16 protein-coding genes are annotated in these 16,742 nt (G+C 60.1%); 7 read left to right on the forward strand and 9 right to left on the reverse strand.

Going from position 1 to position 16,742, the window contains the following annotated elements; all coding sequences use genetic code 11:
* The first annotated feature begins 49 nt into the window (after window positions 1-49).
* On the forward strand, window positions 50-988 hold the full coding sequence (locus JZI28_RS12895; protein WP_375697853.1) for a DMT family transporter: 939 nt from the start codon (window positions 50-52) through the stop codon (window positions 986-988).
* 7 nt (window positions 989-995) lie between these two features.
* Here JZI28_RS12895 and JZI28_RS12900 read toward each other — a convergent pair whose 3' ends face one another.
* Window positions 996-1,652 (reverse strand): thiamine diphosphokinase, encoded by a 657-nt coding sequence (locus tag JZI28_RS12900; protein ID WP_375697854.1) that lies wholly within the window; start codon window positions 1,650-1,652, stop codon window positions 996-998.
* 139 nt (window positions 1,653-1,791) lie between these two features.
* Here JZI28_RS12900 and JZI28_RS12905 point away from each other — a divergent pair, with 139 nt between their 5' ends.
* Complete coding sequence (locus JZI28_RS12905; protein ID WP_375697855.1) at window positions 1,792-4,167, forward strand: chemotaxis protein CheA; 2,376 nt, start codon at window positions 1,792-1,794, stop codon at window positions 4,165-4,167.
* Window positions 4,168-4,278: 111 nt separating this feature from the next.
* On the opposite strand, the gene JZI28_RS12910 is transcribed toward JZI28_RS12905, so the two are convergent.
* The 5 genes from JZI28_RS12910 to nthA form a co-directional block, all read right to left on the reverse strand.
* Entirely contained in the window at window positions 4,279-4,515 is a 237-nt protein-coding gene (locus tag JZI28_RS12910; RefSeq protein WP_295450234.1) for a DUF2842 domain-containing protein, read from the reverse strand.
* Window positions 4,515-5,828, reverse strand: coding sequence for an adenylosuccinate synthase (locus tag JZI28_RS12915; RefSeq protein WP_353397323.1), 1,314 nt, complete (start codon window positions 5,826-5,828; stop codon window positions 4,515-4,517). Before JZI28_RS12915 ends, JZI28_RS12910 begins: the two co-directional genes overlap by 1 nt.
* A gap of 140 nt (window positions 5,829-5,968) precedes the next feature.
* Window positions 5,969-6,301, reverse strand: coding sequence for a nitrile hydratase accessory protein (locus JZI28_RS12920; protein WP_295450238.1), 333 nt, complete (start codon window positions 6,299-6,301; stop codon window positions 5,969-5,971).
* On the reverse strand, window positions 6,298-6,993 hold the full coding sequence (gene nthB, locus JZI28_RS12925; protein WP_375697856.1) for a nitrile hydratase subunit beta: 696 nt from the start codon (window positions 6,991-6,993) through the stop codon (window positions 6,298-6,300). The genes JZI28_RS12920 and nthB overlap by 4 nt, the downstream gene beginning before the upstream one ends.
* Complete coding sequence (gene nthA, locus JZI28_RS12930; protein ID WP_297341414.1) at window positions 6,990-7,652, reverse strand: nitrile hydratase subunit alpha; 663 nt, start codon at window positions 7,650-7,652, stop codon at window positions 6,990-6,992. Before nthA ends, nthB begins: the two co-directional genes overlap by 4 nt.
* Window positions 7,653-7,837: 185 nt before the next feature.
* Here nthA and secG point away from each other — a divergent pair, with 185 nt between their 5' ends.
* The 3 genes from secG (at window position 7,838) to JZI28_RS12945 (ending at window position 11,133) form a co-directional block, all read left to right on the forward strand.
* Complete coding sequence (secG, locus tag JZI28_RS12935; RefSeq protein ID WP_295450245.1) at window positions 7,838-8,209, forward strand: preprotein translocase subunit SecG; 372 nt, start codon at window positions 7,838-7,840, stop codon at window positions 8,207-8,209.
* A 163-nt stretch (window positions 8,210-8,372) separates the two neighbouring features.
* Entirely contained in the window at window positions 8,373-10,016 is a 1,644-nt protein-coding gene (locus JZI28_RS12940; RefSeq protein WP_297341925.1) for a CTP synthase, read from the forward strand.
* A gap of 220 nt (window positions 10,017-10,236) precedes the next feature.
* The gene (locus tag JZI28_RS12945; protein ID WP_375697857.1) at window positions 10,237-11,133 is read left to right on the forward strand and encodes a fructose bisphosphate aldolase; all 897 of its coding nucleotides are present in this window, start codon (window positions 10,237-10,239) and stop codon (window positions 11,131-11,133) included.
* 178 nt (window positions 11,134-11,311) lie between these two features.
* On the opposite strand, the gene JZI28_RS12950 is transcribed toward JZI28_RS12945, so the two are convergent.
* The gene (locus JZI28_RS12950) at window positions 11,312-12,217 is read right to left on the reverse strand and encodes a LysR substrate-binding domain-containing protein (RefSeq protein WP_348153429.1); all 906 of its coding nucleotides are present in this window, start codon (window positions 12,215-12,217) and stop codon (window positions 11,312-11,314) included.
* Window positions 12,218-12,340: 123 nt separating this feature from the next.
* Here JZI28_RS12950 and JZI28_RS12955 point away from each other — a divergent pair, with 123 nt between their 5' ends.
* Window positions 12,341-13,288: an NAD(P)-dependent oxidoreductase gene (locus JZI28_RS12955; RefSeq protein ID WP_375697858.1), complete on the forward strand. Its 948-nt coding sequence runs from the start codon at window positions 12,341-12,343 to the stop codon at window positions 13,286-13,288.
* 176 nt (window positions 13,289-13,464) lie between these two features.
* Here the strand turns inward: JZI28_RS12955 and JZI28_RS12960 are convergent, their stop codons facing one another.
* On the reverse strand, window positions 13,465-14,250 hold the full coding sequence (locus tag JZI28_RS12960) for a crotonase/enoyl-CoA hydratase family protein (RefSeq protein WP_375697859.1): 786 nt from the start codon (window positions 14,248-14,250) through the stop codon (window positions 13,465-13,467).
* 125 nt (window positions 14,251-14,375) lie between these two features.
* Window positions 14,376-15,470 carry an SMP-30/gluconolactonase/LRE family protein gene (locus tag JZI28_RS12965; protein ID WP_375697860.1) on the reverse strand — a complete coding sequence of 365 codons (1,095 nt, stop codon included), beginning with the start codon at window positions 15,468-15,470 and terminating at the stop codon, window positions 14,376-14,378.
* Window positions 15,471-15,562: 92 nt separating this feature from the next.
* Between JZI28_RS12965 and JZI28_RS12970 the strand changes: the two genes are divergently transcribed.
* Window positions 15,563-16,693: a pyridoxal phosphate-dependent aminotransferase gene (locus JZI28_RS12970; RefSeq protein ID WP_375700098.1), complete on the forward strand. Its 1,131-nt coding sequence runs from the start codon at window positions 15,563-15,565 to the stop codon at window positions 16,691-16,693.
* The last annotated feature ends 49 nt before the right edge of the window (window positions 16,694-16,742 follow it).

Below are 16,742 nucleotides of genomic sequence, written 5' to 3' on the forward strand. Positions count from 1 at the left end.
CAGGCAACCAGAACTTGCACCTTTCTGGCGCCGCCCCTAGCGTGGCGCCATGACACAAAACAACGCCCTAGATCGTCCTCTGCTCGGCATCTCCTTGATGCTGGGGTTCTGCATTCTGATCCCGCTGGGGGACGCCATTGCCAAACTGCTGGCCGAAAGCGTGCCCGTTGGGCAGATCGTTTTTGTGCGCTTTGCTTCTCAGGCGCTGATTCTGCTGCCTGTCTCGGTGCTGCTGGGGCAAAGCCTGCGAATTTCGCGCCACCTGCTGCCGCCTGTGCTGCTGCGCACCGTGCTGCAGATGGCTGGGATTACCGCCATGTTCAACGCCCTGCGCTATCTGCCGCTGGCGGATGCGGTGGCAATTGCTTTTGTGATGCCCTTTATCATGTTGCTGTTGGGCAAATACGTGTTAGGCGAAGAGGTGGGCTTTCGCCGTCTTGCCGCCTGCGTTGTTGGCTTCATTGGCACGCTTTTGGTGATCCAGCCCAGCTTTGCCGTGGTGGGGCTCAACGCGCTCTGGCCCCTGGCCGTCGCGGTGATCTTTGCCCTGTTCATGCTGGTCACCCGCAAGATAGCCAAAGAGACCTCTCCGATTCCACTGCAGGCGATGTCCGGTATCATCGCTTCGGTGCTAATGCTGCCGCTGTTCTGGCTGGGCCATAGCTGGGAGATTGCCGTTCTTAATCCCTCTCTGCCCTTACAGGACAGTTGGACCCTGCTGGCCATGGCCGGTGGGCTAGGCACCCTGGCCCATCTGTTGATGACCTGGAGCCTGCGCTACGCGCCCGCTTCGACGCTGGCCTCGATGCAGTATCTGGAAATTCCCATTGCCACCATTGTGGGCTGGCTGGTCTTTAACGAGCTGCCCAACACCCTGGCCAGTCTTGGTATTGGCCTCACTGTGGCGGCAGGGCTGTATGCGATCCTACGAGAGCACAGCGTCGCAAAAGGCGCCGCCCTGGCCAAATCGCCGCCCCCTGTTACATAAGCGCCCGTTACATTAGTGCCCGTATAAGCGCGGGCAAATGATGACGTGGCACCAACCCCAACAGCCCCGGCCCATCAACTGAAAGCGTCACTGGCCCTAGTGCCCGGTTGGAAGTGCCGATCTGCCCGCCCGGGCGCATCACCAACCCCTCAAGCGGCCACTCCAACCCGACAGACTCTGCGCGCACATCGCGTAAGGGAAACAGGGATACGGTCTCCCCCGCCTGCAGCGGCAGCGCGATCCGGGCAGGCAGGTGGAAAATCACTTCCTGCGCCCCCAATAGGATGCAGGGCGGGCCAATGTCCCGCACCAGCGCATTGAGAACCGCAAGTTGATGATCGACCCTGCCACCCAGAAACCCAACTGCCAGAACCAAAGGCGCGCGGATTGCCCGCAGGGCTTTTTCAAAGTCCGTGCTGTCCTGCTCGGTCACCCGACACAGCCGATCTGGCGGAATCTGTGCCAAAACCTGCGGTGAAATTGAATCAAAATCTCCGATCACAGCACTTGGCAGGTGATTCAAAGCCAGCGCATGATCGGCGCCCCCGTCTGCAGCGACTAAAAAATTGGTTAATGAAAGCGCCCAATTCAGGTCGCCTTCCCCCAGATCACCGCCACCAACCAGAGTCACTGGTCCCAATTCGTCTACAATAAGCTCGTTCATGCCGAGATTAATCGCAGATATAGAAACCAGCCACAATCTAAACACAAAATGATACGATCAATTGCACGGATTCGAGCAGAATTTGACGAGCTAGCCCATATTGTAAATGACAATTACTTTGGCGAGGACGAGCAAACCGATGGTACACAACAACAAAGTTCTGACGGTTTCCTATGGAACCTTCTCCTGCACCTTGGAAGGGTTCGAGGATTCCTTTGGCACGATGAAGGCCATTGCCGAGTATTTCCGTGATCTGGCATCCGATGACCGCTACTTTGGTGCCGAGCCACCGCAGCCAGACGCAGAGATGCTGGCCCGCATCGCTCAGCGCGAAGTGGCGCGTCAGGTTGAAGCCCGCACCAGCAGCGATGGCATCCACCTGCGCACGACAACCCCAGAGGCGGCCCCATCGCAGTCCACGATTGCCCCCCAAACCGCCGAGCCCGCAGCAGAGCCTGAGCAGGCACCTGAAGCAGTGCCAGATCGTCCGGCACGTCTGGCGCAGGACACCATTGATGTCGCCCCCAGCGAAGTTGACCTGTTTGAAGAAGACGACACCCAGTCCGAGGCCCCCAGCGAAGCTAATACCGCTGCCGAAGCCAATGCTACTGTCTTGCCAGATGCCCCTGCTCAAGCAGCCCCCGCAGAACAGTCCCAAACAGGCAGCACCGTGGAAAGCCCGGCTACCTCAGTTGATCTGGCCACCATTGCGGCCATTTCCGCCGCCGTTTCCGATTCGCCAGCCTCCGAAGATCCGACCGAAGCTGCGACCATGGATGACAACACCGCAGAAGAGGTAGCGGAAAAGGTCGATTTCTTTGACGAAGATCTGCCCGCAGAGCCCGTGAGCTCCGCGCCGCGCAGTGACAGCGTTCCGGCCGCTGACAGCATCGCGGCCAAGCTCCTGCGCATTCGCTCCGTGGTGGCCAAGGCCCCGGAAGAGGAATTCTCTGAGGACGAGCACGCCGAGACCTTTATCGAAACAGCCCGGGCGGAAATGGCGCAGGTTGAAGACGAAGACCTGGAAGATATCGACGCCGAAAGCGATGAAATTTCGCGGGTTCTGGATCGTATTGATCTGACCGGCAAGCGCGCCGACGCGGCGTCTGCGGCACAGGAAGCAGAGGCCACATCGGAGCCCCAAACACCGGCCCCCTCCAGCGAGGCACTGATCAATTCCGTCTTGCAGGAGACCGCCCCTGATCCAGTGGCGGACCCCACCGCTGCTGCCCAGCCAGATGCCCAGCCCGTCACTCAGGCAGACACCCAGGCCGACTCTCAGGTAGACACTCAGGCAGACTCTCGGGCGGCACAAGAGCCCCCTGCCCGCCCCAAACGCGGCATGCGCCTGGGCCGTCCCAAAGCCTCCGAAGATGTGGCGCTCAACACTGCGAGCGACACTTCGGCCATAGACACAACTGCCGCGCCAATCCCTGCTGAAGACGCTGCAGCGGAGCCTGCACCAACCGCCCCCGAGACCGCACCCCAGACCGCAAAACCGCTGCGCGCCCGCATCGTCAAGGTAAAGCGCGCCGAGCTGGAACAAGCCATGAGCTCCGGCAACCTGGAAGAGGTCGTCGAAACACCAACAGACGAAACGCCAGACAGCACACCCTCTGCAGAAAGCTCACTGGACGCCGATGAAGAGGCGGATCTGATGCGCGAACTGGCAGAGGTTGAAGCTGAGCTGCTTGCCAGTAATCAGGACAGCGCGCAGATCTCTGAGGTACAGGCAGAAACAGATGCCCCATCGCCAAAAGGCGCGCCCGAACAGGCCGCTGATTCTGCATCTGCCCGCGAAGTAACCAGCAGAGCCAACCCGCAGACCACTCAGCCCCCAGATAGCGATGTCACCCGCCTGATGGAGGCCGCAGAAAGCAAGCTCGGCGACCCCGACAATGCAACCTCGCGGGAAACCTACAGCCATCTGCGCGCCGCTGTTGCCGCCGCCGAGGCAGATCGCTCGGCCAGCCCGACCGGCGCCAAAACGGATGAGGCCGAACCCTACCGTGAGGATCTCGCCAGTGTGGTTCGGCCACGTCGCCCGGAAGCGGGAGAGGCCACACGGTCGCGCAGCACGGGCAGCCGCACGGGCAGCCGCCCCGCGCCGCTAAAACTGGTGGCCGAACAGCGCATTGAACCGGAGGTAAAAACCTCGGCCAAACCGGTGCGGCCACGGCGCATTTCCATGGCTGCTGACGATACGCCCTCGGCGCAGGCCGAAGCCTTTGGCAGCTTTACCGACTATGTTCAGGATCTCGGCGCCACCGAGCTGCACGAGATGCTGGAAGCGGCCGCCTCCTACCTCAGCTTTGTCGAAGGACGCGATAAATTCTCGCGCCCCCAGCTGATGAACAAGGTGCGCAGCGTCGGACATGGCGATTTCAACCGCGAGAACGGTCTGCGTTCCATTGGCCAATTACTGCGGGAGGGCAAGATCGAACGCTCCGACAATGGTCAGTTCACCGCCACTGACGATATTGGCTTTCGCCCCCGCAAACGCGCCGCAGGCTAACCGTAGGCAGGTATGATCCACCTTTGGCGTAAGCAGAGACTGCTGCCAGACATAGAAAAGGCCCGACCGGAGTGATTTCCGGTCGGGCCTTATTTTAGCTAAACGCCTGCGCTACTGGTCTTCGGCCTCGGGGTCTTCCTTGCCAACCCCACGAAAGACAAACTTGAAAGGCAGCACCCAAAGCACCCCTAACACCGCGTAGATCAACAGCTCCAACAGGATTGGTGGCCGTTCAAACAGGCTCACCACGTTGACCGCAGCGATGATATAAAGCGGCATGCCAACCAGCAGGATGATCAGCGCCCAGCGACGACGCGCCTTGTAGCTGAGCCCCGGCTTATCCGACATCAGTCCGCAAAGGGGTCGGTCACCAGAATGGTGTCGTCCCGCTCCGGGCTGGTAGAGAGCAATGCCACCGGGCATTCAATCAGCTCTTCCACACGTTTTACATATTTGATGGCATTGGCAGGCAGGTCGTTCCAGCTGCGCGCGCCCTCAGTGGATTCAGACCAGCCGGGCATTTCCTCGTAGATCGGGGTGCAGCGCGCCTGCTGATCAGCAGCGGTGGGCAGATAGTCCAGACGGGTGCCATCCAGATCATAGCCGACACAGATCTTCAGGGTTTCAAACCCATCCAGCACGTCCAGTTTGGTCAGCGAGATGCCAGTGATGCCCGAGGTAGCACAGGTCTGGCGCACCAGACAGGCATCAAACCAGCCACAGCGACGCTGACGGCCCGTGGTGGTGCCAAATTCATGGCCACGTGTTCCCAGACGGTCCCCATCGGCGTCTGGTTTGCCATCGGCATTCAGCAGCTCGGTCGGGAACGGGCCTTCGCCCACGCGGGTGGTATAGGCTTTGACGATCCCCAGCACATAATCAATCGAGCCCGGACCGATGCCGACACCGGTGGCGGCCTGGCCCGCAATCACATTTGACGAGGTGACAAAGGGATAGGTGCCAAAATCAATGTCCAGCAACGCGCCCTGGGCGCCTTCAAACAGGATCCGTTTGCCTGCTTTGCGCTTTTCATTCAGCACTTTCCACACAGGGGCGGCAAATTTCAGAATCTCAGGCGCAACCGCGCGCAGCTGGGCAATCAGCGCATCGCGGTCAACCGGCTCAAAACCCAGACCTTTGCGCAGCGGATCATGGTGCTGCAGGGCGCGGTCAACGCGGGCTTCCAGTGTGGCGTCATCGGCCAGATCGGCAACCCGGATGGCACGACGGCCAACCTTGTCTTCATAGGCGGGGCCGATACCACGCCCGGTGGTGCCGATTTTGGTACCCTTGGAGGCGGCCTCTTCGCGGGCGCGGTCCAGCTCACCATGGATCGGCAGAATCAACGGCGTGTTCTCGGCGATCATCAGGGTTTCGGGGCTGATATCAACGCCCTGCGCCTGCACGGTTTCGATCTCTTTCAGCAGGTGCCATGGGTCCAGAACCACACCATTGCCGATCACGCTCAGCTTGCCACCGCGGACAACCCCCGAGGGCAGCGCGTGCAGCTTGTAAACTTTGCTGTCAATGACCAGCGTATGGCCGGCATTGTGACCGCCCTGAAAACGCGCAATCACATCGGCGCGTTCGCTGAGCCAGTCAACGATCTTGCCTTTTCCTTCATCGCCCCATTGGGCGCCGACTACCACGACATTGGCCATCTCAGGTCCTTTGTATGCTGGTTAGAATGTATGCTGGTGGAAACCAGAGCCCCGTATAGCGATGCCGCGTCCGCGAGGAAACCGCTAAATCGACGCAGACCCGTTACATTCGGGCAAGACCCATGATGCAAGGGCCAGGATCAACGCGGCAGATGCACAGGTTCGCCGTGCGGCGTGCTCAGATAGGCCTCTTCCCAGTCGCGCCGCACCAAAGCAACCTCTTGCGGACTGGCATTGCCAGCCTCTGCAAGAATCGCCTCCAGCGTTTCCAGCCAAGCGTTGAAATAGTCGGCGCCACCATCCAGTTCCCGGCTCAGCCCATTGCGGCGCAGGGTTGCAGAAAACTGCGCAACCCATTCCGCCCAGCTAAACCGCCCCGCTTCATTCAATGAAACCGTGAGCGCAAAGACCTGCGCATGCCAGGGGTCCAGAAAGACCGGCTCGGGCGCCGAGTGGTTGATGCAATCGCTCATATCTGCGCCCCCGGTTCCAGCGGTTGCAGATAGCTTTGCCACAGATCCAGCACCACCTCATCATGGGGGTGTTCCGGATGCGCCCAAAGCTCTGACGCCGGGAAGGCCACCGCATAAAGCGGCTCTGGTGCTTCACCCAGCCCATGGGCATTGCTGTCCGGCAGTACATGGGTGCCGTGTTGGCGCAGAATCTGACCACAGGCGCCGGCTGCATAGCCTGGCAGGCGGGTGTGACCGCCATCCACCAGGGCGCTGCCACCGGGGTGGCGGGTTTTCACCCGCTCACCGGGCGCAAAAATCGGCGCGATAGCGCTGGGACGATTGGCGGGGCCGCCCTTGGCCAGAACCGCCGCCACGGCCTCCGCCCTGAGCGCCGCTGAGGCCAGCGCATGCAGCCCCTCCCCGCTGTGACCTTGCAGATCTTCACGGGTCAGCACCCCGGTCTCAACCAGCAGATCCGCCAGCGCCGAGATCCATTTCTCATAATAGGAGAATCGGGTGTAATCCTTGGGCGATAGGCATTCCCGGGCATGGCGCGAGACATCAATGTTCCATTTTCCCAGGGCGCCGCAGGCCAGGGTGACGGCCAGGGCGCGGGCATGCCAGTCGGTGGCAAAGATCGGCGCATCCGGGGCGTCCGGCACCACGGCGCCATCGCCGAATCGCCCACCCATATCGTGCAGGCGGCTCATGTAAGATCGCCGCCGTTTAAATCACCGCCTTTTAGATCACCGGCGCCGCTGGGCGCGGTGGCCAGCGCGGTACCAATCATCGAATCGCGGGACACCAGCGCGGCAAGCGCGTCTTCATCCAGCCCCTCGCTGCCAGCCGGGCGCATGGGCAGCACCAGATAGCGGACCTCTGCAGTGGAATCCCAGACCCGCACCGCCGTCTCGCTGGGCAGGGTCACGCCAAAATCAGCCAGCACCTTACGGGGTTCACGCACCGCGCGGGCACGATAGGCATCGGATTTATACCAGCCCGGCGGGATGCCCAACAGCGGCCACGGGTAACAGCTGCACAGGGTACAGACGACCATATTATGCCGCTCAGGCCTATTCTCGACGACCACCATATGTTCGCCCTGGCGACCATAATAGCCAAGCTCAGCTAACACGGGATCTGCATCTGCAAGCAGTGCTGCCTTGAACGCCGGGTCGCTCCAGGCGCGGGCAACAACGCGGGCGCCGTTTTGTGGGCCGATCTTGTTTTGATAGGTATCGATGATTTCATCCAGCGCCGCCGGATCAATCAGCCCCTTGCGGGTGAGAATCGTTTCCAGCGCTTTGACCCGCAAAGCAGGGTCAGAAGGCAGAACGGCGTGCGGGTGGTCAGAATGATCATGAGGCATGACCGCAGCCTGCCCCAGCGCCAGCGCCCGCGTCCAGTCACTTTTCCTCTGTTTCCCCACAGTTTTACCGGGCTTGTTCCCCCTCTGCTCCCGCTCTGTACCAACAATCGAAACTGAGCCCTTGCCCCTGTCGGCATTCTTGCCTATTTACCGCCCGATAGTTTAGCCAACAGCCGCAGGAACCTATGGAAAACGTTGTTCTCATCATCCATCTTCTCTTGGCTCTTGGCCTAATTGCCGTGGTGCTGTTGCAGCGCTCCGAAGGCGGGGGCCTGGGGATGGGCAGCGGCGGCGGTGGCGGGGCCATGTCTGGCCGCTCTGCAGCGACCGCCCTGGGCAAAGTGACCTGGATCCTCGCGATCTGCTTTATCTGCACCTCGATCACCCTGACCGTACTGGCCGCGCAGAAATCCGCTGGATCTTCGGTTGCCGATGGCATCGTGCCTGCCGCGACTGAAACGGGTGATGCGCCGGAAGCACCAATCGCGCCGCTGGGCAGCGATCTGTTGCCGCCAGCCGAAGGTGACAATGCGCCGCTGGTTCCCAGCGCCGACTAACACCTACAAGACCTAGAATTCTGAGAGAGAACCGTAACAGCATCTTGCGGTTCTCTTGCGCATGTCGCGCGAATCCTTTATATGTGTAGCCCCGTGGTGCAGCGGTTTTTCACAACCGCCGGGCAGCTATTTTCTGACTTCTCACGGGGGCAGCCGAACACTCATGGCGCGTTTCATCTTTATCACTGGTGGTGTGGTTTCATCGCTTGGCAAGGGCCTGGCGTCCGCCGCTCTTGGGGCTCTTTTGCAGGCGCGTGGCTATTCCGTCCGCCTGCGCAAACTGGACCCCTATCTTAACGTCGACCCCGGCACCATGAGCCCCTTTGAACATGGCGAAGTCTTTGTCACCGATGACGGTGCCGAGACCGATCTGGATCTGGGCCATTACGAGCGCTTTACCGGGGTACCTGCGCGCAAGACCGACTCGATCTCGTCCGGGCGCGTCTACACCAATGTGCTGGAAAAAGAGCGTCGTGGCGACTACCTGGGCAAAACCATTCAGGTGATCCCACATGTGACCAATGAAATCAAAGACTTCATCTCGATTGGCGAAGATGAGGTTGATTTTATGCTCTGCGAAATCGGCGGCACCGTTGGCGACATCGAAGGCCTGCCTTTCTTTGAAGCCATTCGCCAGTTCAGCCAGGACAAGCCGCGCGGCCAGTGCCTGTTCATGCACCTCACCCTGCTGCCCTATATCAAGGCCAGCGGTGAACTGAAGACCAAGCCAACCCAGCACTCGGTCAAGGAGCTGCGCTCCATCGGTCTGGCACCGGACCTGCTGGTCTGCCGTTCCGAGGGGCCGATCCCGAAGAAAGAGCGCGAAAAGCTGGCGCTGTTCTGCAACGTGCGCCCGGATGCGGTGATTGCAGCCCAGGATCTGAAATCCATCTACGAGGCCCCCCTGGCCTATCACCGCGAAGGTATGGATCAGGCGGTTCTGGATGCCTTTGGCATTTCCCCGGCGCCAAAACCAAACCTGGCCCGTTGGGAAGATGTGGCAGATCGTATCTACAACCCTGAAGGCGAAGTTCGGGTGGCCATCGTTGGCAAATACACCCAGCTGGAAGATGCCTATAAATCCATCGCCGAGGCGCTGACCCATGGCGGCATGTCCAACCGGGTGAAGGTCAAGATCGAATGGGTCGATGCCGAGCTGTTTGACCGCGAGGATGCCACCCCGCATCTGCAGGGCTTTCATGCGATTCTGGTGCCCGGCGGCTTTGGCGAACGCGGCACCGAGGGCAAAATCAAAGCGGCGCAATACGCCCGCGAGCACAAAGTACCCTATCTGGGCATCTGCCTTGGCATGCAGATGGCGGTCATCGAGGCCGCCCGCAATGTCGCAGGCATCGCCGAGGCCGGATCGGAAGAATTCGACCACGAGGCAGGCAAAAAGCGGTTTGAGCCCGTTGTCTATCACCTGAAAGAATGGGTGCAGGGCAATCACAAGGTTCAGCGCAAGGCAGATGACGACAAGGGCGGCACCATGCGTCTGGGCGCCTATGACGCCACCCTGACCGAGGGCTCTCATGTGGCCAACGTCTATGGCAGCACCCATATCGAGGAACGCCATCGCCACCGCTATGAGGTCGACACCAAATACAAAGAACAGCTGGAAGCATGCGGTTTGAATTTCTCTGGCATGTCACCTGATGGCCGCCTGCCGGAAATCGTGGAATGGAGCGATCATCCTTGGTTCATTGGCGTTCAGTTCCACCCCGAGCTGAAATCTAAACCCTTTGCCCCACATCCTCTGTTTGACGGCTTTGTGCGCGCCGCAAAAGAAGCCTCGCGCCTAGTCTGATCCGCGCGCAGACAGTGTGCTGACAGTGTGACATTAAAAACGGGCCCTCTATTGAGGCCCGTTTTTTCATTCTGTCAGGTGATTTGCTGCGGCTTTGTGCTGATGAGCACAAAACCCCCGCCCGTTAGCGCAAGCGCGTGCAGCCACAACTTGTTTCTTGTGACAGGCACGCTATAGACAGGGCCAGATTAGAAACGATTTTTCGCGGAGAGACCGGATCATGGCGCAAGAGATTAACCAGGAACAGTTTGACCGTATCGCCAATGGTGGCGGCTTCATTGCAGCACTGGATCAATCCGGCGGTTCCACCCCAAAGGCGCTTGGCCTCTATGGCGTCACCGAAGACGCCTATTCCAACGACGAAGAAATGTTTGGCGAGATCCAGAAGATGCGCGCCCGTATCATCTGCTCTCCCGATTTCAGCTCGGGCAAGATCCTGGGCGCGATCCTGTTTGAAAAAACCATGGATAACGCCATCGACGGCACCCCTGTGCCCACCTACCTGTGGAAAAAATGCGGCGTTGTGCCTTTCCTCAAGGTCGACAAAGGCCTGGCTGATGAAGCCGACGGTGTGCAGATGATGAAACCAATGCCCGACCTTGACGCGCTGCTGTCGCGCGCCGTGGAAAAAGGCATTTTTGGCACCAAGATGCGCTCGGTAGTCAAAGAGGCCAACCCGCAGGGCATCAAGACTGTAGTGGCGCAGCAGTTCGAAGTCGGTAAGCAGATCGCAGCCGCAGGCCTGGTGCCAATCATCGAACCAGAGGTCGACATCAACTCCCCTACCAAAGGCGAGGCCGAAATCTTCCTCAAGGCTGAGATCAAAGACCAGCTCGACGCCCTGCCAGAGGGCACCAAGGTCTCGCTGAAGCTGACCATCCCCAATGAGGCCGGTCTGTATGATTCGCTGGCGGATCATCCTGCCGTGGTACGCGTTGTGGCCCTGTCCGGTGGCTACAGCACCGATGACGCCTGCGAAAAACTGTCCAAGAACAGCAAAATGATCGCCTCTTTCAGCCGCGCGCTGACCGAAGGGCTGAATGTCGCCATGTCCGACGAAGAATACAACGCGGCATTGGGATCCAACATCGAAAAGATCTACCAATCCTCGCTGTAAGCAGTGCAGCGCAGGCTACTGTACGACTGGTCCACAGGTTTCAGGTCGCCCCACCGGGGCGGCCTTTTTTTATCCTCTTTTCCCTGTGCCACCAGGGATCACCCCATCAAGCGGTAACGCAGTGCAAGGCCACTCAACACTGGCCGCGTGGAGTGACCTAGAAAAAGACACCCGAAAATTATGATCCCGTCTCATCCTCAGAACGCGCAAAAATCTCTGTCAGCCAATCCTCGAACAGCTGCACTTCGGGCCTAAGCGGCCCACGTGCCGGTCGGCGGATTAGGTAGTGGGACTGCTGAAACGGCATTTCAGGACCGGCAATGGCGATCCCCATGCCCCGCGCGATAGACAACCTGGCAAAGCGGGCCAGTACTGTTGCATAGCCGCCGCCGCCCGCCACCAATTGCAGGGCAGAAACCGTCGTATCCACGGAAAATCGCGCGTGTTCATTGGCATAGGGCAGCTTATGAGCCGCAAAATAGCGCGCCCAGTGGTCCTCGTAGCCCAGAATATGGATCAGCGGCCCCTGCAGCAGCTCTGCCACAGAACCTGGCCGGGCGGCGCCGGCGGCGCAGACTGGTACAATGCATTCCTGCGACAGCTGCAGGGCGCTGCCGTCTTCCCAATTGCCATGGCCCAGGCGAATTTCCACATCGGCGTCGACATCATCGCGCGGTTCTGGCTCGGTCCAGATGTTCGACACCAGCCGAATGTTAATCTCCGGGTGGCGTGTGGCAAAATCCGGCAACAGATGCGCCAACCACAGCGCTGCGGTGGAGACCGGCACCCGCACTGTCAAGGTCCGCGCCGTCTCAGCCCCAAACAACCGCGTGGTAGAAAGCGAGATATCCCCCAGCGCCCGGCGAACCGTCAGCGCATAGGCCTGTCCTATTTCGGTCAACTCCAGCCTGCGTGCCTGGCGGTAAAACAGCTTGCTGCCCAGCCGCGCCTCCAACGAGCGGATATGCAGGCTGACGGCAGTTTGGGTCAGCCCCAGCTCCTGCCCGGTTTCGGTAAAGTTCAACAGCCGCGCTGCCGCCTCGAATGTGCGCAGCCAGGTCAAATTGGAAAGGCGTTCATCCATTTATCACCAAATTTATTTGGGTATTTTGGCTCACAAATATCATTTCCCTTTGCCTGCGTCGCCGGATTTCTTTGTCGTCAGCAATATGCGCGATCGGGCGCGATACGGATCAGGGAGAGCAGAATGAAAGTTGGATTTATTGGCCTGGGTAATGTGGGGGCCAAGCTCTCGGGCTCCTTGCTGCGCAATGGCATTGACCTAACGGTGCATGATCTGAATCCCGATCTGGTAGCGCAGTTTGAGGCCTGTGGCGCCAAGGCCGAGACCAGCCCCGCGCAACTGATGCGCGATTGTGATGCCGTGATCACCTGCCTGCCCTCGCCTATGGCATCTGATGCGGTGATGCAGGAAATGCTGCCCGAGGTGAGCGCGGGCAAGATCTGGATGGAGATGTCCACCACCGACGAAGCCGAGGTCAAACGCTTGGGCGCCATGGTTATTGCGGCGGGTGGCGCGGCGGTGGATTGCCCGGTTTCTGGCGGCTGCCACCGCGCGGATACCGGCAATATCGCCATCTTTGCCGGTTGTGAGCGCGCCACATTCGAGCGCATCCTGCCCTTGCTGACCACCATGGGGCGGCGCATCCTGCACACGGGGGAGCTCGGCTCTGCCTCGGTGTTGAAGGTACTGACCAACTATCTGGCCACGGTACATCTGGTGGCCAATGCCGAGGCCCTGGTGACGGCAAAGGCCGCTGGTATGGATCTCAACACCGCCTATGAGGCGATCAAGATCAGTTCAGGCAATTCGTTTAGCCATGTCACCGAAAGCCAGGTCATTTTGAACGGCAGCCGCGATATTTCCTTTACTATGGATCTGGTGAAGAAGGACGTGGGCCTGTTTCAGGAGATCGCCGAGCGCAACAATGTGCCCCTGGAGATCAGCCCGATGATCGTGCAGATTTTTGACGATGGCATTGCCAAATACGGCGCGCGCGAACTGTCGCCCAATATCATTCGCCGCCTCGAAGACGCCACAGGCCTGTCCATTCTGGCTCCTGGCTTCCCGCCGGAAATGACCGATGACGAACCCGAAGAGCCTGGCTATGAGGTGATCCCCCAGGGCAAATAAGGCGCAGGATGACGCATGCGCTGAACCGGAGGCTCAGGCTGAAGCGGCAGAGGAAAAGGCGGCGGCGTCAGGGGGTTGACGCCACCGCTTTCGTCTTCATCCCTTTCGGGGAAGGAAGAGACGTCAAAACAGTCTGGGAGGGAGGACTGTTAAAACTCATATAGGTCGGCCCGGAGCTATTTAAAGACCGGAGCGCGTTTTTGCATTTGCGCGGCGATCACTTCCATTTGTTCGGGTTTGCCGATCAACTTGACCTGTTCGGCGCTCTCGCGCAGCAGCACTTCGGCTTGCGAGGCACCGGATTCCGCATATTCAATCATCCGTTTGGCGGCGCGCATGGCGGTTGGTCCCTTGCCCGCGATTTCTGTCGCCAGGGCCTGGGCGGCAGCCAGGGGATCGTCTGAGATGGAGGTCACCATCCCCCAGTCCGCAGCCTGCTGCGCAGAGATCGGCGTCGCCGTATAGGTCAGCTGGCGCAGCACATCAGAGCGCACCAATTTGGGCAACAGCGCCATGCCGCCCATATCGGGGATGAGCCCCCATTTCATTTCCATTACTGCCAGTTTGGTGTCGGGGGCGGCAATGCGGATATCGGCGCCCAGCGCCAGTTGCAAACCGCCGCCATAGGTGGCCCCCTGCAGGGCTGCAATCACCGGGATTTCCAGGCGGCGCCAGATCATCGACACCGCCTGCATCTCATTGGCATCGTGGTGGCTGCGCTCCATCAGCCAGGTCTCTGGATCAGACTGGCCCATCGGCATAAAACTCATCAGGTCCAGCCCGGCGCAAAAGCTCTTGCCCTCGCCCGACAGCACCACCGCCCGCGCGTCCGAGTCCGCCACCTGCGCACCAGCGGCCAGGATGCCCTTGACCATGGCATCATCCAAGGCATTCATCTTGTCACCCCGCGTCAGCGTGACATGGGCAATATGATCTTTGATCTCTACGGAAACCCGCGCCATTGTGGCACCTCCAGACTATTTCATTTGCGCCAGACTGCCCCGATTGCTGCCTGTGATCCAGCCTAACGCCGGGGCAAAGCAGCCCCGGCGCCAGTCAGCTTGGCATCCCATCACGCCCTTAGGCATTACTGCATGGCAGGTAGATCACCGACCGCCCCGCGCCCAAAGCCACGTCCGTCCAGTGACATCACGTAAAACTGTTCCCCCACCTCCAGGGCGCTGGTGGTGACGCCAAACCGCCCCGTGGGATCCTGCAGGTTGCGCAGGATATTGCCGCTTTCGTCAAATTGGATAACCATGCCCCGATGCACCGGAGCCGGGCGCACCAGATCTCCCAGCCGCCAGATGACCTTGCGCAAGAAGGGATAGGGCATCAGCTTTTCCGAGGGCAGGCGCGGGCTGGCAAAGGCCAGCCAAAAGGTTCCGTCTCCCTGGCGTTCCAGATTGTCGGGATAACCAGGCAGATTGCCCAGAAACAGCTCCTGCTCGCCGGCCTTGTCACCGGTCAGCCAAAGCTTTTGCACCCGCGCCCGCCCGGTTTCATTGATCAAGAGAAAATCCTCATTCTGGGACAGGGCGACCCCATTGGTATATACAAAGCCGCTGGCGATTTTCTCTACCCTGCCATCGGGCAGACGGCGGGCAACATAGCCACTGTCGGATTGCTCCCAGATTGTCATCACCGAGGTCGGTTTGGTCCCGCCGAGTGTTTCCGGGTCAAAGCGATCCGACGAGTTGGAAAAATAGATCGTCCCATCGCGCGCGATATCCAATTGATTGGCATAGATAAGCGGCGCGCCCTCTACCTCTGTCACCAGGGTTTCCAGGCTGCCCGGTCCGGTCCAGCGCAGAATGCCGCGATAGCTGTCGGCAATATAAAGCGCCCCATCCGGCCCCGCTTTGAGCCCCAGCGGGCGCCCCCCGAGATCCTCAACCACCTGCGGGGCAGCACCGTCGATTCGGTACAGTTTGCCAGCCAGATCAGTGGTATAGACCTTGCCATCCGGCATGACTGCCAGGTCTTCGGGACCAACGGCCCCCTCTGGCAGCACAATCAGCTCCAGCGCCGCCATGGCGTCATTGGTTTCAAATTCACCGGTCAACGCAGGGGGCTGCAAAGGCCGATAGACCTGGGGGGTCAGGGGAACCGGCCAAAAGGCCAAATAGCCCAGGCCCAGACCCAGCCCCAAGGCGAGCACCGCCAGCAAAGTCTTTCGCATTAAATATCTCCTTAAATTTGCGCCAGTCTGCTCTGGGTTGAAGCAACACGCAAGCCTTGCCGCAGGATGGCAATTTGCGCTATCTGCGCTGCATGAAAACGCCTCGCTATACCCCGCTTGCCCTGTCACTGCCCTCCACCGTGCCTTTTGTCGGCCCCGAAACCCAGGAGCGCAGCCGTGGCAAAGCCTTTGCTGCCCGGCTTGGCGCCAATGAAAACATCTTTGGCCCCTCGCCACTGGCGATCAACGCCATGCAACAGGCAGCCGAGGAGATTTGGAAATATGGCGATGCCCAAAGCCATGATCTGGTCCAGGCGCTGGCCGCGCATCACGGTATTCCGGCGCAAAACATCCTAGTTGGCGAAGGTATCGACGGGTTGTTGGGCTATCTGGTGCGGCTGCTGATTGGCCCCGGGGATGCGGTTGTCACCTCGCAAGGCGCCTACCCCACCTTCAACTACCATGTGGCCGGCTTTGGCGGCACCCTGCATATGGTGCCCTATCGGGACGACCACGAAGACATCCAGGCGCTGTTTGCCAAGGCGGCTGAGGTGGATGCAAAACTGGTCTATCTCTCCAATCCCGACAACCCCATGGGCAGCTGGCACCGGGGGCAGGACATTGTCGCAGCATTGGCGGATCTGCCTGAGGGCGCTTTGCTTTTGCTGGACGAAGCCTATGTGGAATGTGCGCCTGAAGGTACCGCAGCACCGGTCGATATCAACGACCCTCGCGTCATCCGCATGCGCACCTTCTCCAAGGCCTATGGCATGGCAGGCGCCCGCGTGGGCTATGCGCTGGCGCAGGCAGATCTGATCCTTGCCTTCAACAAGGTGCGCAACCACTTTGGCATGAACCGCACGGCCCAGGCCGGGGCGCTGGCCGCCCTGCAGGATCAAAATTGGCTGACTCATGTTCAAGGTGAAATTGCCACCGCCCGTAACCATATCACCGAGATTGCTGCGGAAAACGGCCTCACCGCCCTGCCCTCGGCCACCAATTTTGTCGCGGTCGACTGTGGCCAGGACGGGAATTTTGCCAAAGCCGTGCTGGATTCCCTTCTGGCACAGGATGTCTTTGTGCGCATGCCCTTTGCGGCGCCGCAAAATCGCTGCATCCGGGTCAGCTGTGGCCCCGACGAAGACCTGGCGCTGTTTGCCGCTGCTCTGCCCGTTGCGCTTGCTGCGGCCCGCTCTGCCTGCGCTGCGGATATTGCCTCCTAGAGTTACGCCCAGCCCGTCGCCCAGCCGGTCACACAGGCAATTGCCCAGA

The sequence above is a fragment of the Pseudophaeobacter sp. TrK17 genome (assembly GCF_042192375.1).
Classification (GTDB): Bacteria; Pseudomonadota; Alphaproteobacteria; order Rhodobacterales; family Rhodobacteraceae; genus Pseudophaeobacter.